This is a genomic window from Streptomyces sp. NPDC002476 (genome assembly GCF_042889785.1).
Lineage (GTDB): Bacteria > Actinomycetota > Actinomycetes > Streptomycetales > Streptomycetaceae > Streptomyces.
On record NZ_JBIARH010000006.1, the window covers coordinates 29,168 to 48,871 of the forward strand.

Below are 19,704 nucleotides of genomic sequence, written 5' to 3' on the forward strand. Positions count from 1 at the left end.
CGCAGGCCGCGCGTGCGTGTTCGCCTGAGTGTGCGCGTGTGCCTGCGCGGGGTGCGTCGGGGGGGTGTGCCGGATGCCCGTACCGGACGCGTCCCGGGTGCGTGTGCGGGACGCGTGTGTGATGCCGGGCGGCGCGTGTACGGAATGTTCGGTATTCCGTCAGCAGTTGTATGGCTTTGACCGCTTCGCCCTTCGCCTTGTACCGCTGCCGGTTCGCTTGAGAGTCCCTTCGTTGCGTAAGGGACAGCTCTTGCGGTGCCGTACGGCCTGACGGAGCGGGCCCCTTGACGATTAGGGTGGGTCCGGGCGCGGCAGAAGAGCCTGCGGGCAGGCGTTGCGTGTCCCAGGGGGAGAGCCGGGCGCTCGGCAGAACGGAAACGGTCGCCCCCACCCATCGGTGCACAAGGGTGCTCGACCACACCAGGAGGCAAAGTGAACGGCGATCGGGACGAGAAGCGCGGGAGTTGGAACATGCCCGTCGACGAGTCGTCCGACGCGGAGCCCGCCGAGATGACGGGTGAGTTCACCATCGACTACACCCCGCCCGCCTGGTACACGCAGAACTCCTCGGGGGACTCGTCGGGCGGTGCCGGAACGCATCTGGCGCCGCCTCCGCCGCCCAGCGGGGCGCCGCTCGCCGTACCCCCGCCTCCGCCGGGGAGCGGCTTCGGCCACGGCTGGACCGCGGCGCCGCCGGCCCCGCCCGTGCCGGACCCGGCCCGGGCTCCCGAACCGGGCCGTGGCGCGGCGGGCGACGCCTCGGCCGCCTCGGAGGGGGCGACGGCGGGATCGCCGGCAGCGGGTGATGCCGACGCGACGACGGACCCGTTCGGCGGCGGGGACGTGGAGAGCGGCGCGACGATGCGGTTCTCCCCCGCTTCGCTGAAGCGGGAGATCGCCGAGCGCGAGGAGGCGTCGAAGCGCGCGGAGGAGGACGGTTCCGCCACGGGTACGGGCCCGGCCGCCGAGTCCGCCACGGCCACCGGTGCGGGTGCGACTGCGGGTGCCGGCAGCACGCACAGTGCCGACGGTACGGACGGGAGCGGGGGCGCCGGTTCGCCGCCCGGCCCCGCGCCGACGACGGACACGACCGCCGGCGCACCGGCCGACGCGGACGCCGGTGCCGTCACCGACGCCGGTTCCGGTGCCGGCGCGCCCGAGCCCGCCGCGGATGCCACAGCGTTCGCCGACGACGCGAGCGGCCCCGGGGACACCGTCGACGGCGATGTCACCGGGGCGCCGCAGGACCCCGCGCCCTCGGACGCCGTCCCGGACGCGGTGCCCCAGGACGCGCAGCCCGCCGCCGCTCCCCAGGACGCTCCGCCCGCCCCGTGGGCCCCGGCGCCGCCACAGGGTGGTCTGCCGCCGCTGCCGCCCGCCTTCCAGCCCGCCGCGCCGCACCCCGCCGCGCCTCCGGCGGCGTCGCAGTGGCCCGCGCAGGCCCCGGCCGCCGCCCAGGGCCCCGGAGGGTACGGATTCCCGCAGGCCGGCGCCCCTCAGGCGCCGCAGCAGCCGCAGCACGGCGGTTACGGCTTCCCGCAGCAGGGCGGCTATGGCTTCCCGCAGCAGCAGCCCGTTCCCCCGGCGCAGCAGGCCCCTGCACAGCAGACCCCGGCGCAGCCGCTTCCCCCGCAGGCCGGTTACGGCTTCCCGCAGCAGCAGCCGCAGGCACCTCATGCGCCGCAGACACCGCCGCCGCCCCAGGCTTCTCACACGCCCCAGGCACCCCAGTGGCCCGCACAGCAGGGCGCGCCCCTGCCCGCACAGGCCCCCCCGCAGCAGTCCGTTCAGCCGCAACAGGCACAGCAGTCCGACCAGTCGCAGCAACAGGCCCAGCAGCCGCAAGCCCCGGAGTCGCAAGGCCTGCCCGAACAGGGCCAGGGGCAGCACCCCCAGGCCCAGCCCGTCGACCCGCGCACCGGAACCGCCTGGCCGTCCCCGATCACCCACGACCAGCGCGAGCGTTCCGTGCCCGGCGCCCCGCTCGGATACACGGCGGCGGTGGAGCTCTCCTCCGACCGGCTGGTCCGGGGCAAGCAGAAGGCGCGGAGCAGCCGCGCGCCGTCCGCCGCGTCCCGCTTCAGGCTGGGCGGGAAGAAGGAGGAGGCCGAGCGGCAGCGCAAGCTCGAACTGATCCGCACCCCCGTGCTGTCCTGCTACCGGATCGCGGTCATCAGCCTCAAGGGCGGTGTCGGCAAGACCACGACGACCACCGCTCTCGGCGCGACCCTGGCGACCGAGCGGCAGGACAAGATCCTCGCCATCGACGCCAACCCGGACGCGGGCACGCTCGGCCGCCGGGTGCGCCGGGAGACCGGGGCCACCATCCGCGACCTGGTCCAGGCGATCCCGTACCTCAACTCGTACATGGACATCCGTCGCTTCACCTCGCAGGCGCCCTCCGGCCTGGAGATCATCGCCAACGACGTGGACCCGGCGGTCTCCACGACGTTCAACGACGAGGACTACCGGCGCGCGATCGACGTACTGGGCAGGCAGTACCCGATCATCCTCACCGACTCGGGCACCGGTCTGCTCTACAGCGCGATGCGTGGGGTGCTGGACCTCGCCGACCAGTTGATCATCATCTCGACGCCGTCGGTCGACGGTGCGTCCAGCGCGTCCACCACCCTGGACTGGCTGTCGGCGCACGGGTACGCGGACCTCGTCCAGCGCTCCATCACCGTCATCTCCGGGGTTCGCGAGACCGGCAAGATGATCAAGGTCGAGGACATCGTGCAGCACTTCGAGACCCGCTGCCGCGGTGTCGTCGTCGTGCCGTTCGACGAGCACCTCGCGGCCGGCGCGGAGGTCGACCTCGACATGATGCGTCCGAAGACCCGCGACGCGTACTTCACGCTCTCCGCGATGGTCGCCGAGGACTTCACGCGCGCCCAGCAGCAACAGGGGCTCTGGACGGCGAACGGCTCCACGCCCCCGCCGCAGTACGCCCCGCCGATGCCCGGCCAGCAGCAGTACGCGCCCCAGCAGCCTCACCCGCCCCAGCAACCGCAACAGCCGTACGCCCAGCCCCAAGCCCAGCAACAACCCCAGCAACCGCAGCAGCCCCAGGCGCCGTACGGCGGTGCTCAGCCGCCCCAACAGCCGTACGGCGGCGGCCCGTATCCGCCGCACCCCGGCCCCGGCGTGCAGCAGCACGGCTGGCAGTCCCCACCGTCCCAGGCGCAGTCCCCGGCGAGCCCGGCCGGACCGCCCGCGTCGGCCCAGCAGCCGCCCGGCGCGCCGGACCAGACCGTTCAGCCTGGTCAGCCCGGCCCTGCGCAGGGCCCGCTCCCCCAGGCCCCGGTACCGCCTCCCGGCTGGCCGCAGCAACCGCCGTCAGCGCCTCAGCAGTAGGGCGACAGAGGAATAGACCAATGAGGGCCCGCACCGACTCCACGGTGCGGGCCCTGCGCGCATTACCGCAGACCACACGCCGTTTCGAGGACCGTTGACGTGGCTCGACCACCGCTGATAAACCTTCGCTTCACCAGCTGGCGAACCACAGATCAACCCGCCTTCTCCGTGCGAGACATGACGCGAGGTCCCTGACCATGGTTGAAAGAGTTCCACCACGCTCCGCCCAGCCGCGCAGATGTCGGCGTGTGCTTCTGGCCTCCGGTGCCGCCGCACTGGCGCTGGCCGCCGGTTCCGTCGTACCGGGCGCGCCGCTCGGGACCGCACCGCAACAGGCGCAGGCCGCCGACAACGACACGTCCACACTGACCGTCGCCGTCGCCCAGAGCGTCGACTCCCTGAGCCCGTTCCTGGCACAGAAGCTGATCAGCACCAGCGTCTCCCGGCTCATGTACGACTTCCTGACGAACTACGACGTCAAGGACAGCCGCCCGATCCCCGCGCTCGCCACCAAGTGGGAGCCCTCCGCGGACAAGCTGACCTGGACGTACACCATCCGCTCCGACTCCAAGTGGACGGACGGGCAACCGGTCACCGCCGAGGACGCGGCGTGGACGTTCAACAAGATCATGACCGACGAGGGCGCCACGCAGGCCAACGGCAGCTTCGTCACCAACTTCAGGAAGGTGACGGCGGCCAGCCCGACGAAGCTGGTCATCGAGCTGAAGGAGCCGCAGGCCACCATGGCCGCGCTCGACGTGCCGATCGTCCCGAAGCACGTCTGGGAGAAGGTCGGTGACTTCTCCAAGTTCAACAACGACACGAAGTTCCCGATCGTCGGCAACGGGCCCTTCGTCCTGGCCGACTACAAGGTCGACCAGTACGTGAAGCTCAAGGCCAACAAGGACTACTGGCGCGGGAAGCCGAAGTTCGACGAGCTGGTCTTCAAGACGTACAAGGACCAGGACGCCGCGGTCGCCGCCCTGCGCAAGGGCGAGGTCTCCTTCGTCGCCGGATCCCCCGCCCTGACGCCCGCTCAGGCGGCGTCCCTCAAGGGCGAGAAGAACGTCGAGGTCAACGAGGGCCCCGGCCGCCGCTTCTTCGCGCTGGCCGTCAATCCCGGCGCGCAGACCAAGGACGGCAAGAAGTTCGGCGACGGCAACGAGGCTCTGCTCGACCAGAAGGTCCGCCAGGCCCTCTTCCTCTCCATCGACCGCGAGACCATCGTCGACAAGGTCTTCCAGGGGCACGCCGTCGAGGGCCAGGGCTACATCCCGCCGCGCTTCTCCGCATACCACTGGCAGCCCTCCGCCGGACAGAGCCTCGCCCACGACCCGGCCAGGGCCGCGAAACTGCTCGACGAGGCGGGCTACCCGCTCAAGAACGGCAAGCGCGTGGGCAAGGACGGCAAGCCGCTCGACCTGCGCATCCTGTGCCACGCCACGGACCCCAACGACAAGGCGATCGGCAAGTACCTCAAGGAGTGGTGGGGCAAGCTCGGCATCGGCCTCAAGGTCGACTGCCGCGACGACGTCTCCGTGCCCTGGTTCGCCGGTGAGTACGACCTCGCCTTCGACGGCTGGTCCGTCAGCCCGGACCCGGACTCCGTCCTCGGCATCCACACCTGCGCGGCACTGCCCGTCAAGGCCAAGGAGAGCGCCGCCACCGACAACTTCATCTGCGACAAGACGTACGACGGGCTCTACCGCAAGCAGCTCGCCGAGTACGACCCGGCCAAGCGCGCGGATCTCGTCAAGCAGATGCAGTCGTGGCTGTACGACTCCGGGTACATGAGCATCATCGCGTACCCGAACGCGGTCGAGGCGTACCGCACCGACCAGATCAAGTCCATCACCACCATGCCCGAGGCGGCCGGCAACATCTACGGCCAGGACGGGTACTGGAGTTGGTGGTCGGCCGTTCCGGCGGGCGGCGAGGGCGCGCACGGGGCGGGCGGTTCCGGCTCCGGTTCGGGTTCCACCGGTGTCGTGATCGGTGGCGTCGTGGTGGTCGTCGTCCTCGCGGGCGGCGGGCTGCTCCTCGCGAAGCGCCGCCGCGCCACGGCGGACGACCGCGAGTAGGAGGGCCCGGCAGTGGGCCGGCGGAGCGGTCGCGGGGTCTCCCGCGGCCCCCGCCACCACCGGCCGGTCCCTGTGCGGCACGAGTATCAGCACGAGTAACGAGAGTTCCTTATGACAGCTGACAGCACTCCGGCGCTCGTGCGGAACGCGGACGCGGATCCCGAAGGCCCGGCCCCGGCCGGCGCCTCGGCCGCACGCGGTCCACGGGCGCGCGACACCCGAGCCTATCTCCAGTACGTCGCGGCCAGGATCGTCGGCGCGATCGTCTCCCTCTTCGCCGTCCTGGTCACCAGCTTCTTCCTCTTCCGGCTCCTGCCCAGCGACCCGGTCAAGCAGATGACCGGCGGCCGCCGCGTCTCCGCCGAACAACTCCAGTCCCTACGACACCAGTTCGGGCTCGACCTGCCGCTCTGGAAGCAGTTCACCAGTTATGTGGGCGACGCGCTGACCGGGGACTTCGGCACCTCGTACCAGTTCCACGCCCCCGTCATCGACAAGATCGTCGAGGCGCTTCCGGCGACGCTGCTGCTCACCGGCACGGCGTACGTCCTCTACACCGCGCTCGGCATCTGGCTGGGCACCCGTACCGCCTGGCGCAACGGCTCGACGAGCGACCGCTTCCACTCCGCGTTCGCACTCACCCTCTACTCGGTCCCGTCGTTCTGGCTGGGCCTGCTCCTGATCATCGTCTTCTCGGTGGGCGTCGGGCCGATCCCCGGCATGTTCCCGACCGGCGGCATGGAGTCGGGCGGCGAGAGCGGCTTCGGGTACGTGCTCGACGCGGCGCACCACCTGATCCTGCCGGTGATCACACTGGTCGCGGTCGGGTACGCGCAGACGCTCCTGGTGATGCGCTCCTCGCTGCTCGACGAGATGGGCAGCGACTACCTGACCACGGCCCGCGCGAAGGGGCTGCGGGACGACGTCGTGCGCCGCAAGCACGCCGTGCCCAACGCCATGCTGCCGACGTTCACGCTGATGTTCGTGAACCTGGGGCATGTGGTCGCCGGGCAGATCCTGGTCGAGACCGTGTTCTCCTGGCCGGGCCTCGGCGGCCTCTTCTACCAGGCGCTCAGCGTGCCCGATCTCCCGCTCGTACAAGGGCTGTTCTTCGTCTTCGCCACCGCGGTGATCCTGGCGAACACCCTTGCCGACGTGCTGTATCCGCTGCTCGATCCCCGGGTGGGCCGATGACGACCGATTCCATGCCCACGCCCGCCGAGGGAGAGGCCGCCCCCGTCGAAACCGGGGCCGCCCCCGTCGGGACCGGGGCCGCCGGGAACCCGCGCGCCCTGGCCAGGGCCCGCAGACGGCAGTCCGCAGCCCGCTTCTGGCGCGACTACCGCCGCCACCGGGGCGGCCTGTGGGGCCTGGGCGCGCTCGTCGTGATCGCACTGTTCGCCGTGTTCGCCCCACAGCTCGTCGGCGCGGACTCGCAGAGCGTCACCGACGCGCCCGGCGGCGCACTGGAGTCGCCGAGCGGTGAACTCCCGCTCGGCACCGACCAGTTCGGGCGCAGCGTGCTGGCGCTGCTGGTGTGGGGGGCCAGGGTCTCACTGACGGTCGGCCTGCTCGCGGCATTCCTCTGCGTCGCCATCGGCACCCTCGTCGGCATCGTCGCGGGACACTTCCACGGCTGGTACACCACGGTCCTGATGCGCATCACCGACTGGTTCCTGGTGATGCCGACCCTGGTCCTGGCCATCGCGCTCGCCACGGTGATGGACCGCTCGATGTGGACCGTCATCATCGCGATCGGCGTCACGACCTGGCCGACCACGGCCCGCCTCGTGCGCGCCCAGACCCTGGCCGTGGAGTCCCGCCCGTACATCGAACGGGCCCGGGCCCTCGGCGGCGGCCACGGGCACATCATGATCCGGCACGTCCTGCCGAACGTGATGCCGCTGGTGCTCGCCCAGACCACGCTGGTGATCTCCAGCGCGATCCTCACCGAGGCCACGCTGGCCTTCCTCGGCCTGAGCGACCCGACCGTCACATCCTGGGGCGGCATGCTCCAGGACGCCCGCGAGGCGGGCGCGGTGAGCGCGGGCCACTGGTGGTACCTGGCACCGCCCGGCATCGCCGTCGCGGCGGTCGCCCTGGCCTTCACCCTGTGCGGACGCGCCATCGAGTCCGTACTCAATCCCAAGCTGGGGGTGACCCGTTGAGTACGCGGAGTACGACGAGCACGCCGAGTGCCTCGGGCGACCACGGGGCGCGGCTCCTGGAGATCCGGGACCTCACCGTGACCTACCCCGGCGGGGCGCGCGCCGTCCGCGGGGTGAACCTCGCCGTCGATGCCGGGCAGAAGCTCGGCATCGCCGGTGAGTCGGGCTGCGGCAAGTCGACGCTGGCACTCGCGCTGCTGCGTCTGCTGCCCGCCGGGACGAAGGTCACCGGCGAGATCCTGCTGAACGGCGAGGACATCCTCACCATGAAGTGGGGCCGGGTCCGGGCGGTGCGCTGGGCGGGCGCGTCGATCGTCTTCCAGGGCGCCATGCACTCCCTCAACGCGGTGCACCGCATCGGGGACCAGATCGCCGAGCCGATCCTGCTGCACGGCAGGGCGAGCCCGGCCGCCGCGGCCCGGAAGGCCGGTGAACTCCTGGAACAGGTGGGGCTGCCGGCCGCCCGCGCGAGCGCGTATCCGCACGAGCTGTCCGGCGGGCAGCGCCAGCGCGTGATGATCGCGATGGCCCTCGCCTGCGATCCGGACCTGGTCGTCGCGGACGAGCCGACCACCGCGCTCGACGTGATGGTCCAGGCCCAGATCCTGCGGCTGATCGAGCGGCTGGTGTCCGAGCAGGACCTCGGCCTGATCATGATCAGTCACGACCTCGCGGTGCTCTCGGACACCTGCGACCGGCTCGCGGTGATGTACGCGGGCCGGGTCGTGGAGGAGGGCCCGGCCGCCGAGGTCCACCGCGACGCGCACCACCCGTACGGCAGGGCTCTGTCCGGCGCCTTTCCGCGCATCGGCGACCCGGCCTCCCGGTTCGCGCCCCGCGGGCTGCCCGGCGACCCGCCGGACCCGTCGGCGCTGCCGGACGGCTGCGCGTTCCACCCCCGCTGCCCGGTGGCACTGGACTCCTGCGCCGCGCGGGACCCGGAGCCGCGGGAGTCGGGACCGGGGCGACGGGCCGCCTGTGTGCTGGTGGGACCGGAGGCGGCGACCGCGGCCCGGCCGGCCGCCGAGGAAGCGAGGAACACACCATGACCCCCACCACTCCCCTGCTCAGCGCCGAGGGGCTGAAGGTCACCTTCCCCGGGCGGCGCGGGGACGCCCCGGCGCGCGCCGTGGACGGCGTCGACCTGGACATCCGGCCCGGCGAGATCGTCGCGCTGGTCGGGGAGTCCGGCTGCGGCAAGACGACGCTGGCGCGGTCGCTGCTCGGCCTGGTGCCGCCGACGTCCGGGCGGGTGACCTTCGACGGGCAGCCGCTCGACCACACGAGCCGGGCGCTGAAGGCGTACCGCAAGCGGGTCCAGCTGGTGCTCCAGGACCCCAGCGGTTCCCTCAACCCCCGGCACACGGTGTACGACGCCGTCGCCGAGGGGCTGCGCATCCACGGGTACGCGGGCGACGAGCGGGCCGCGGTCGCCGGGGCGCTGTCGCGGGCCGGGCTGCGGCCTCCCGAACGGTTCTTCCTGCGCTACCCGCACGAGCTGTCCGGCGGTCAGCGCCAGCGGGTCGTGATCGCGGGCGCGCTGGTGCTGGAGCCGGAACTCGTCGTGGCCGACGAACCGGTGGCCTCGCTGGACGCCTCGGTGCGCGGGGAGATCCTGGCCCTGCTGCTGCGGCTGCGGGACGAGCTGGGCCTGTCGGCCCTGGTGGTCACGCACGACCTCGGGCTGGCGTGGAACATCGCGGACCGGGTCGCGGTGATGTACCTCGGGCGGATCGTGGAGACCGGCGAGGTGGAACAGATCCTCACGGCCCCCCGGCACCCGTACACCCGGGCCCTGCTGTCGGTGCTGCCGGAGGCCGGGACCGAGCCCGTGGTGCTGACCGGGGAGCCGCCGGACCCGTCCCGGGTGCCGTCCGGCTGCCGGTTCCACGCCCGCTGCCAGGTGCTGGCGTCGGGCGAGGCGGAGCGGGCGGGTGTCGCGGAGGCGTGCCGCACGGAGGAGCTGCCGGTGCTCGCCGGCGGCGGCCGGACGCAGGTGGCGTGCCACTGGGCGACCGCCACCGCGGCGGCGCGTTCCTGACCGGGCGGGGCCGGCCCGCCGCGACGCGGCGGTGGCCCGGCCCAGTACCCGGCGGAAGACCGAGTCAGCGGCGCTCGTACGCGGAGACCAGCTCGCCGCACCGCTTCACGTCGGCGGCCATCGCCACGAGCAGGTCGTCGACCGAGTCGAACTTCCGCATCCCGCGCACGTAGGCGAGGAAGTCCACCGAGACGTGGAGCCCGTACAGATCGAGGCCGACGCGGTCGATCGCGTACGCCTCCACCGTCCGCTCCGTGCCGTCGAACTGGGGGTTGGTGCCGACCGAGATCGCGGCGGGCATCGACTCGCCGTTCGCGTTGAGCCAGCCCGCGTAGACGCCGTCGGCGGGGATCGCGGTGTGCGGCAGCGTCTCCAGGTTGGCCGTGGGGAAGCCGAGCTCGCGGCCGCGCTGGGCGCCGCGGACCACGATCCCCTCGACCCGGTGCGGCCGTCCCAGGATCTCGGCGGCGCCCGCGACGTCGCCCGCGGCGACCAGGCGCCGGGTGAGGGTGGAGGAGAACGGTTCGCCGCCGCCCGCCTCGCCGCTCACGTACAGGTCGACGACCTCGACGTCGTAGTCGTACGTCGCGCCGAACTCGGTGAGCAGCGTGACGTTGCCGGCCGCCTTGTGGCCGAAGCGGAAGTTCGGGCCCTCGATGACCAGGCACGCGTGCAGCCGGTCGACGAGCACCTTCACGATGAAGTCGGCCGGCGCCAGCTTCGAGAACTCGGTGGTGAAGGGCAGGACCAGCACCGCGTCCACGCCGAGGTCGGCCATCAGCTCGGCGCGCCGGTGGTGCGGGGCGAGCAGCGGGGGATGGCTGCCGGGGCGCACGACCTCGCTGGGGTGCGGGTCGAAGGTCACCACGACCGACGGCACGCCCCGTTCGCGCGCCCGCTCCACGGCACGCCCGATGATCAGCTGGTGTCCGCGGTGCACTCCGTCGTAGGAGCCGATGGTGACGACGCTGCGTCCCCAGCCCTCGGGGATGTCCTCCAAGCCACGCCAGCGCTGCACTGTGACCGCTCCTCGCCCGAACCCGTGTACATGAGATTGCTTTTTACGCAGGTCTAAGACTGCCATGCTCACGCCCCGCGGCCCGCATCGGCATCGTTTTCGGGCCTCCCGACGCCATCACCGCCCGCCGTGCGTCCGGGCCGAGGAGGGCCTGCCATTCCTGCGGGGCGTCGTCCGCCCACCCGGCGACCAGGGCGGCGAAACCGGGTACGTCACGCATCGTTCCGGCCAGCAGGCGGTCGAACCGGGAGGCCCCCTCGGGGGTGCGGACCAGCAGCGTCCCGGCGCGGTGGACCAGGGCTCGGGTGCGGGCCGGGGCACGCTCGCCGCAGCCCGTCGCGGCCGCCCGCAGCAGGGCCTCCAGCACGCGGGGGTCGCGGTGCGCGCCCTCCTCGAAGTCGAGCAGGACCTCCAGCAGCTCGCCCCTGAGCCGCCCGGAGTCCGGGCCTCCCGGCGCGGCGAGCACCCCGGCGAGGGAGGCGCGCACCGCCGGGGACACGGGACGGTCCCGCAGCAGTCCGGTCACCAGGGGCGGCAGCAGGGCGCGGGCGGCCGGACCGTGCTCCAGCCTCCGGTCGAGGTAGGCGGCGGGATGGACGGTGTCGGCGGGGTGGCTGTCGATGTACGCCCGTACCAGTCCGGCGGCGTGCAGGGACAGCGCCGGGGCGTCGGTCCCGGCGAGCGCGCGCAGCGTCTCCGCCGCCCCCTCGCCGGGTCGGGCGAGCCGTTCCCGCAGCGCCGCGAGCACCTGTTCCGGGTGGGTGGGCAGCGCGGCGACGAGGGCCTCGACGGGCAGCTGCGGCGTGCCCCCGACGAAGGCCCGCAGCGCCTGCGCGAGGACCCGGTCCCGGGTTCCCGGATCCTGGACGAGGAGGGTGAGCGCGGCCCCTCGCGCGGCGGCGTCGCCGGGGCGGGCCAGCAGGGCGTCGGCCGCCCCGCGCAGCAGCTCGCGGTCGTCTTCGAGGACGACGTGCGGGGCGGTGAGCAGGGCGTACGAGGCTGCGGCGGCCCGGCGTCCGGGGTGTTCCTCGTCGCGGGCCCAGCGGTCCACGGCCCGGCACAGCGCCGACGGCTCGTCCTCGGCCAGCACGGCCAGCAGTTCCCCGGCCCTGGGGTGGCCGCTCGCGACCAGGGCGTCGGCCAGGTCGTCGACGGCCAGGTCCCGGTGGGCGTGGAGCAGGGCCTGGGCGGCGGCGGCCACGGTCGGGCGCGGGGCGCCGCCCTCCCCGGCGGCCAGCGGGCGCTCGTCGGTGAACCAGGCGCACAGCAGCGGCTGCACGGTCCGCGGCCGGGCGGTGAGGAGGCGTGCGACGGCGTCGAGGTACCGCTCACCGGCCGCGCCGCCCTCGCTTCCCGGCACGGGGCCGTGGCCGTCGCCGCCCGCGTCGGCCCGGCGCGGCCCGTCGGCGGGGACGAGGCGCCGGAGCAGATCGATCCGGTCCGGCTCGGGCAGCCTCAGCCGCCGCCAGAACCACGGGCCGAACCCGGCGTACGTCCCGGCGGCTCCCGGCCCGCCCGTGACGGCGTGCCGGACGACGAGACCGGCGAGCAGCCGCAGCACGTCCAGGTGGGGCCGGGCGTCCGGCACCCGGAGAAGGGTGCGCGAGAGCAGGTGGGCGGCCCACCAGCGGGCGTCGTCGCGGGCCCGGTGCCCGGCCGTCGGCGAGGGCGCGCACGTCAGCCGGTCCAGGGCCTCGACGAGCCCGGTCAGGCGGTGCGCGAGCGCGGCGGGGCCCTCCCGGCGTCCCAGGAGCAGCAACGCCTGGATCACCGGGCCGGTCCGGTGGCGCGGCACGGGCAGGGCCCGGGGCCGGTGCGCCGGTCCGGTCGCCGCTGCCGCCTCCGGCGCGGGCGGGCCGGCCGACGCATCGCCCCGTCCGGCGGGCGCCCCGGCCGCCGTGGGAGCCGCCCCGGGCTCGGGGGCGGTGCCGCGCCGGTCCCGCGCCCGGCGCGGCCTCGGGACACGGGGCACGCGCGCCACGACGTCCGCCGTACGCGGCCCTGCCCCGGCCCCCGGTCCCGGGTCCGGCTGCCCGCGGTGTACCAGTGCGTGCAGGGCCGTGTCCAGGTCCAGATGGGCGCCCTGCACCCAGTCCCCCAGCTCCTCGTGTGCGAAGCGGTAGCCCGCGCCCGCCGGGACGATCAGGCCCTCGGTGAGGACCGCCGACGCCCAACCCGTGCGCCAGGGGAAGATCTCCTCGAACGCCACCCGGTCCAGCTCCCCCTGCCCGGGGCCCAGACAGCGCCGCGCCGCCTCGTGGACCTGTCCGGCCACCCGGGCGGCCAGGCGGCGGACCGCACCGCCCCCGGGCGCCGGGTCCGACAGGGCCGCGACACGGAGCGCGACGCGCAGGCACATCAGGTCCAGGTGGGCCCCGAAGACCTCGTCCGTGTCCGGCCGTCCCGCGGCGTCCGGCGGCAGTGCCTCGCGCACCTCCGCGAACAGGCGCAGCGTGAGCGGGTGCCGGTCGTGGCCGGGGGCCAGCGCCCCGGGCGGGACGGCGTACCGTTCCGCGGCCCGTGCGGCCTGGCTCGCGGTGAGGTCGCCGAGACGGACGGCGTACGGGGGCCGCCCGGCCCGCCGCGCGGGCCGGTGCAGGGTGTCGGGCGGGAGGTGCGCGCCGGCCGTCTCCCAGTGCTCGGGCGTGCAGGCGATCACGAGCCGTACGTCGTTGGCGCGCAGCCAGTCCACCGTCCCGGCGGTCCACCGGGCCAGGTCGTGGGCGAGCACGGGGGGCATTTCCTCGGGCCCGTCCAGCAGGACGAGCAGCGGGTTCCCGTTCCCCGAGGCCAGCCGGGCCACGCGTTCGGGGACGGCCGTGGTCATGTCGCCGCGCGCACCGGCGGCGGACACGATCCGTCCGGCCCGGCGCAACGCGCGGCCGATCGCGTCGGCCACCGAGATGTCGTCGGCCAGCAGATCGGCGCCCCGCAGCCGGACCGTGGGGGCGGGCACCGGCCCGCGGGCCCGGCGGGCGGCGAGCACGGCCAGTTCGGTGGTACGGCCGGAGCCCGGTGCTCCGACGAGGCCCAGGACCACGGCGGGTCCGGGCTCCGGTGCCGGTGGCCCCGCGGGGAACGTGAAGACGGCGAACTCCGCGGTGACGTGCGGGCGTTCCACCGGGTCGGGGCAGCCGGACGGGCCGCTCGCCGCCCCCAGCGAGGTCGCCGTCAGGTGGAGGACTCCCGCGAGGTTCAGGTCGCGCCCGTAGCCGGGCACGCCCGTCGTGCTGCGCCGCAGCAGCTCGCCCAGCGGGCCGTCGGCGCCCGGGCCGCCGAGCGGCACCGCGAGGCCCGCGGCGGGGTGCCCGGCCCGCAGGGCGGTGCCCAGGACGGCGAAGACCGCCCCGCTGTCCGGGTCGACGACGGGTCCGCCCCGGGCCGTGCCGCCCAGCCGCAGCGCGTCCGTTCCGTCCGTGCCGAGCGCGAGTTCCAGCGCGCCCTCGATCCGGTGGTCGCGCCCGTCGACGGTGCAGGTCACCGGGCAGGTGCCGAGCACCCGTGCCTCGCGCCAGCCGTGGGCGGCGATCGTCACGTACGTCCCCGCCTCGATCCGGCTCCGAAAAGCAATCGGGACCGGATCGACGCCGAGCACGCCTGGCCCTCCGGTGCGCAGCAGCGCAAGGCCCCGTTCGGGCAGTGCGGTGATGTCCGCGGCCCCCGCGGAGCAGCTGCGGCCGTCCGCTCCGTGCAGGACCAGCCGGGCGGCGCCGGTGATCGTTTCGTGGCTGGTCACGACCGTGCCCCGGTCGTCGGCGACGAAGCCGGTCCCCCGCGGCCGGCCGGCCGGATCGCAGATTCGTACCAGCGTCGTCCGGTCCCCGCTTCCCATGGTCCGACGTTAGGTCGGCCACGACCGGCGCGCGGACCACTCGGGTCGAAAGGGCCCCTGAGACACCATTGATTCACCCCTCGCGCCTGCTCGTTGGGGTGAATTCGGGGCGTTCGACGGACCGGAGCCGCCAGGGCACTCGTGGAACGGGTGCGGCGGCCCCGTCCTCCAGGACGGGGCCCGGCACGGCCCGCGGGCCGTTGCCGTCGGTCAGGCGAAGACGGCGAGGCTCCTGGCCTTGCCCTTCTGCTCCTCGACGAGGACCAGGAAGCGCCCGTCGGGCCCGAAGACGCCGACCGGCCCCGGCGGGAAGGCGGGCATGTCCAGCCGTACCCCGTTGAGCAGCAGCCTGGCGCGCTTCTCGTCGACGTCCCAGCGGGGGAACGCGGATGCGGCGGCCTCGGCCACCGGCATCACCGTCAGCCGTTCCTGGTGCTGGTCGAGCGTCCGCGCCGCGTCGAGTCCGTACGGGCCGACACGGGTGCGCCGCAGCGCGGTCAGGTGCCCGCCGACGCCGAGCGCGGCGCCGAGGTCGCGGGCGATGGCGCGGACGTACGTGCCGGAGGAGCAGACGACGGAGACGACCAGGTCGATCACCGGCGTACCGTCCTCGGCGGTCTCCTCGCGCACGTCGTAGACACGGAAGGACGAGATCGTCACCGGCCGGGCCGGGATCTCGAACTCCTCGCCGCCGCGGACCCGGGCGTAGGACCGCTTGCCGTCGATCTTGATGGCGCTGACCTTGGACGGCACCTGCATGATCGGGCCGGTCAGGGCCGCGACTCCGGCGTCGATGGCGTCACGGGTCACCCCGGAGGCGTCGGCGGACGAGGTGATCTCGCCCTCCGCGTCGTCCGTGACGGTGTTCTGGCCGAGCCGGATCGTGCCGAGGTACTCCTTCTCGGTCAGCGCGAGGTGGCCGAGGAGCTTGGTGGCCCGTTCCACGCCGAGCACGAGGACGCCCGTCGCCATCGGGTCCAGCGTGCCGGCGTGGCCGACGCGCCGGGTCCGGGCGATGCCGCGCATCTTGGCGACGACGTCGTGCGAGGTGAAGCCGGCCGGCTTGTCGACGATGACCAGGCCGTCCTCGGGGCCCGTGCCGCCCCGGCCCGGGGCCGCCTTCCCGCCCCGGCCGGCCGTCTTGTTCTGCGATGTCATTCGGAGGCGGTGTCCTCGTCGCTCGCGCCGTCCGCCTTGCGGTACGGGTCGGCGCCGCCGGCGTACGTGGCGCCCGAGGACGCCTCGCGCACCCGCGCGTCCGAGGCCCGGGCCCGGTCGAGGAGGTCCTCGATCGTCCTGGCGTTCTCGGGGAGCGCGTCGGCCACGAACGTCAGCGTGGGGGTGAACTTGGTCCCCGCCGCGGCTCCGACCGCCGAGCGCAGCACGCCCTTCGCGCTCTCCAGCCCGGCCGCCGCGCTCGCCCGCTCCTCGTCGTCCCCGTAGACCGTGTAGAAGACCGTGGCCTCCCGCAGGTCACCGGTGACCCGGGTGTCCGTGATGGTCACGTGCGTACCCAGACGGGGGTCCTTGATACCGCGCTGCAGTTTCTGGGCGACCACCTCCTGGATGAGGTCCGCCAGCTTTTTCGCCCGCGCGTTGTCGGCCACTGGTCCGTCTCCTTCTCAGCTTCGGGACAGGCCACCGAGGGGTGGCACGTACCACCCCTCGCCGTCCCTTCCTTCTTACGTGCTCAATCGTCTTGGTCGCTGTGCAGCCGCCGTCGTACGGACAGCAGCTCCACTTCCGGCCGAGCGGCCACCAGCCGCTCGCACCGGTCCAGAACATCTGTGAGGTGTCCGGTGTCCCCGGAGACCGCGGCAAGGCCGATCTCGGCCCTTCGATGGAGATCCTGACCGCCCACCTCCGCCGCGCTCACCGCGTATTTGCGCTGGAGCTCGGCGACGATGGGACGGACGACGGAGCGTTTCTCCTTCAACGACCGTACGTCGCCGAGAAGCAGATCGAAGGACAGTGTCCCCACATACATGAATGTCCGGATGTCCCGCCGGTTCGGGTTCGCGCCCCGCCAGCGCTTGGCAGGGACACCAGAACCGTACACGGAACGGCCGGGGCCGATCGACGGAAATACGACCCGTCGACCGGCCCCGACCGTTGCGGAGAACTCCGGGAGGCGTCCCCCGGAGACCCGCCGCGGATCAGCCTCGCGGCTTCTCGCGCATCTCGTACGTCGCGATGATGTCGTCGACCTTGATGTCGTTGAAGTTGCCGAGGTTGATACCGCCCTCGAAGCCTTCGCGAATCTCGGTGACGTCGTCCTTGAAGCGGCGCAGACCGGAGATGGTGAGGTTCTCCGCGATGACCTTGCCATCGCGCAGCAGGCGCGCCTTGGTGTTGCGCTTGACCTCGCCGGACCGGACGAGCACACCGGCGATGTTGCCCAGCTTGGACGAGCGGAAGATCTCGCGGATCTCCGCCGTACCGAGCTCGACCTCTTCGTACTCCGGCTTGAGCATGCCCTTGAGGGCCGCCTCGATCTCCTCGATCGCCTGGTAGATGACCGAGTAGTAGCGGACGTCCACGCCCTCGCGCTCGGCCATCTGCTGCGCACGCCCGGCGGCGCGCACGTTGAAGCCGATCACGATGGCGTCGGAGCCGGTCGCCAGGTCGATGTCCGACTCGGTGACCGCACCCACGCCGCGGTGCAGGACCCGGATGTCGACCTCGTCGCCGACGTCGAGCTGGAGCAGCGAGGACTCCAGGGCCTCCACCGAACCGGACGCGTCGCCCTTGATGATGAGGTTGAGTTCCTGGACCAGACCGGCCTTGAGCGCCTCGTCGAGGTTCTCCAGGGAGAACCGGACGCCCTTGCGGGCGAAGTTGGCGTTGCGCTCGCGGGCGGCACGCTTCTCGGCGATCTGCCGGGCCGTGCGGTCCTCCTCGACCACGAGGAAGTTGTCGCCGGCGCCCGGGACGTTGGTGAGACCGAGCACGAGGACCGGGGTCGAGGGACCCGCTTCCTCGACGTTCTCGCCCTTGTCGTCGAGCATGGCGCGCACGCGGCCGTAGGCGTCGCCGACGACCATCGTGTCGCCGACGCGGAGGGTACCGCGCTGGACGAGGACGGTCGCCACGGCGCCGCGTCCGCGGTCGAGGTGAGCCTCGATCGCGATGCCCTGCGCGTCCTGCTCCGGGTTGGCCCGCAGGTCGAGCGAGGCGTCCGCGGTCAGGACCACGGCCTCCAGGAGCTCGTCGATGTGCAGCCCCTGCTTGGCGGAGATGTCGACGAACATCGTGTCGCCGCCGTACTCCTCGGCCACCAGACCGAACTCGGTGAGCTGGCCGCGCACCTTGGTCGGGTCGGCACCCTCGACGTCGATCTTGTTGACCGCGACCACGATCGGCACGTCGGCCGCCTTGGCGTGGTTCAGCGCCTCGATCGTCTGGGGCATCACACCGTCGTTCGCCGCGACCACGAGGATCGCGATGTCGGTGGACTTCGCACCACGGGCACGCATGGCGGTGAACGCCTCGTGACCCGGGGTGTCGATGAAGGTGATACGGCGGTCCTCGCCGTTGACCTCGGCGGAGACCTGGTAAGCACCGATGTGCTGCGTGATGCCGCCGGCCTCGCCCGCGACGACGTTCGTCTTGCGGATCGCGTCCAGCAGTCGGGTCTTTCCGTGGTCGACGTGACCCATGACGGTCACGACCGGCGGGCGCGGGCTGAGCGCCTCGTCGCCGCCCTCGTCCTCGCCGAACTCGATGTCGAAGGACTCGAGCAGCTCGCGGTCCTCCTCCTCCGGGCTGACGATCTCGAGGACGTAGTTCATCTCGTCGGCCAGCAGCTTCAGCGTGTCGTCGGAGACCGACTGCGTGGCCGTGACCATCTCGCCGAGGTTCATCATCACGGCGACGAGCGACGCCGGGTTGGCGTTGATCTTCTCCGCGAAGTCGGTGAGGGAGGCACCACGCGACAGACGGACGGACTGCCCGTTGCCGCGGGGCAGCATGACGCCGCCCACCGACGGGGCCTGCATGGCCTCGTACTCCTGGCGCCTCTGCCGCTTCGACTTGCGGCCACGACGCGCCGGACCGCCGGGACGGCCGAACGCACCCTGCGTGCCACCGCGGCCACCGGGGCCACCGGGACGGCCGCCGAAGCCGGGACGACCGCCGAAGCCGCCGCCACCGCCGCCGGGACGACCGGCACCGCCGCCACCGCCACCGGGACGGCCGGCGAAGCCGCCGCCACCGCCACCGGGACCGGCCGGACGGCCCGCGAAGCCGGGACGACCGCCGCCACCGGGACGACCGCCACCGCCACCGGGACCACGGCCACCGGGGCCGCCGCCGGGACGCGGGCCCGCGGCGGGACGCTGCGGCATCATGCCCGGGTTCGGACGGTTACCACCGGGGCCGCCGCCCGGACGGGGCGCCTGCGGACGCGGCATGCTGCCCGGGGTGGGACGCGGAGCGCCCTGGCCCTGGGGACGCGGGGCGCCACCGGGGCCGCCCTGCGGACGCGGGGACGGACGGTCCTGGCCGCCGGGGCGCGGAGCGCCGCCCGGACGGGGCGCCTGCGGACGGGCCATGCCCGTCGAGCCGCCGGACGTGAAGGGGTTGTTGCCCGGACGGGGACCGGCCGGACGTGCACCGGGGCGCGGGCCTCCCTGGCCGCCGGGGCGGGCCGGACGCTCGCCGCCGCGGCCGCCGTCGCGCTGGCCGCCGTCGCGCTGGCCGCCGCCCGGACCCGGGCGTGCGCCGGGGCGCGGGCCGGGAGTGGCGCCGGAGGGGCGCGGTGCCTGCTGCTGCGGCGCGGCCGGCTGGGCCGGGGCCGAGAACTCGGCGGCCGGGACCGGGGTCACCGGAGCGGGCTTCGGCGCCGGACGCGGGCCGGGGCGCGGCCCAGCAGAGGGCGCCGAGGGGGTGCTGCTCGCCGGGGCGGCGGGGGCCGGCTTGGGGGCCGGGGCGCCGGGCTTCGGGGCAGCAGGACGTGCCGCGGCGGCCGGAGAGGGCGCCGAGGGCTTGGCAGGCGTCGCCCTGCGGGGCGCGCCAGGCTTGGCAGCGGGCTTGCCGGCGCTGCCGCCGGGCCCCTGCAGTGCGTCAGTCAACTTGCGTACAACCGGCGCCTCGATCGTCGAGGACGCCGAACGGACGAATTCACCGAGTTCCTGGAGCTTGGCCATGACGACCTTGCTCTCCACACCGAACTCCTTGGCGAGTTCGTATACCCGGACCTTAGCCAC

At 73.7% G+C, this 19,704-nt stretch carries 12 protein-coding genes; 6 read left to right on the forward strand and 6 right to left on the reverse strand.

The window, feature by feature from the left end:
- Positions 1 to 432 precede the first annotated feature (432 nt).
- From ACFYXM_RS09170 to ACFYXM_RS09195, 6 genes are all read left to right on the forward strand, one after another.
- Positions 433 to 3,357: an SCO5717 family growth-regulating ATPase gene (locus ACFYXM_RS09170; protein WP_389288355.1), complete on the forward strand. Its 2,925-nt coding sequence runs from the start codon at positions 433 to 435 to the stop codon at positions 3,355 to 3,357.
- A gap of 197 nt (positions 3,358 to 3,554) precedes the next feature.
- On the forward strand, positions 3,555 to 5,438 hold the full coding sequence (locus ACFYXM_RS09175) for an ABC transporter substrate-binding protein (protein WP_389288357.1): 1,884 nt from the start codon (positions 3,555 to 3,557) through the stop codon (positions 5,436 to 5,438).
- Between the two features lie 111 nt (positions 5,439 to 5,549).
- A complete protein-coding gene (locus ACFYXM_RS09180; protein ID WP_389288359.1) occupies positions 5,550 to 6,632 on the forward strand; it encodes an ABC transporter permease in 1,083 nt (360 codons plus the stop codon).
- Positions 6,629 to 7,606, forward strand: coding sequence for an ABC transporter permease (locus ACFYXM_RS09185; protein WP_389288361.1), 978 nt, complete (start codon positions 6,629 to 6,631; stop codon positions 7,604 to 7,606). Before ACFYXM_RS09180 ends, ACFYXM_RS09185 begins: the two co-directional genes overlap by 4 nt.
- Positions 7,603 to 8,655 carry an ABC transporter ATP-binding protein gene (locus ACFYXM_RS09190; RefSeq protein ID WP_389288363.1) on the forward strand — a complete coding sequence of 351 codons (1,053 nt, stop codon included), beginning with the start codon at positions 7,603 to 7,605 and terminating at the stop codon, positions 8,653 to 8,655. Before ACFYXM_RS09185 ends, ACFYXM_RS09190 begins: the two co-directional genes overlap by 4 nt.
- A complete protein-coding gene (locus ACFYXM_RS09195) occupies positions 8,652 to 9,647 on the forward strand; it encodes an oligopeptide/dipeptide ABC transporter ATP-binding protein (RefSeq protein ID WP_389288365.1) in 996 nt (331 codons plus the stop codon). The genes ACFYXM_RS09190 and ACFYXM_RS09195 overlap by 4 nt, the downstream gene beginning before the upstream one ends.
- A gap of 64 nt (positions 9,648 to 9,711) precedes the next feature.
- Here ACFYXM_RS09195 and ACFYXM_RS09200 read toward each other — a convergent pair whose 3' ends face one another.
- The 6 genes from ACFYXM_RS09200 to infB all read right to left on the reverse strand — a co-directional run bounded on the left by ACFYXM_RS09200 (position 9,712) and on the right by infB (position 19,704).
- A complete protein-coding gene (locus ACFYXM_RS09200; RefSeq protein ID WP_389288367.1) occupies positions 9,712 to 10,665 on the reverse strand; it encodes a bifunctional riboflavin kinase/FAD synthetase in 954 nt (317 codons plus the stop codon).
- Positions 10,666 to 10,708: 43 nt separating this feature from the next.
- The gene (locus ACFYXM_RS09205; protein ID WP_389288369.1) at positions 10,709 to 14,497 is read right to left on the reverse strand and encodes a trypsin-like peptidase domain-containing protein; all 3,789 of its coding nucleotides are present in this window, start codon (positions 14,495 to 14,497) and stop codon (positions 10,709 to 10,711) included.
- 210 nt (positions 14,498 to 14,707) lie between these two features.
- Entirely contained in the window at positions 14,708 to 15,655 is a 948-nt protein-coding gene (gene truB / locus ACFYXM_RS09210; RefSeq protein ID WP_389288371.1) for a tRNA pseudouridine(55) synthase TruB, read from the reverse strand.
- Positions 15,652 to 16,104 carry a 30S ribosome-binding factor RbfA gene (gene rbfA, locus ACFYXM_RS09215; RefSeq protein WP_389288373.1) on the reverse strand — a complete coding sequence of 151 codons (453 nt, stop codon included), beginning with the start codon at positions 16,102 to 16,104 and terminating at the stop codon, positions 15,652 to 15,654. Before rbfA ends, truB begins: the two co-directional genes overlap by 4 nt.
- A gap of 83 nt (positions 16,105 to 16,187) precedes the next feature.
- A complete protein-coding gene (locus tag ACFYXM_RS09220) occupies positions 16,188 to 16,484 on the reverse strand; it encodes a DUF503 domain-containing protein (RefSeq protein ID WP_073791457.1) in 297 nt (98 codons plus the stop codon).
- 169 nt (positions 16,485 to 16,653) lie between these two features.
- Positions 16,654 to 19,704, reverse strand: a complete 3,051-nt coding sequence (gene infB / locus ACFYXM_RS09225) for a translation initiation factor IF-2 (RefSeq protein ID WP_389288374.1) — start codon at positions 19,702 to 19,704, stop codon at positions 16,654 to 16,656.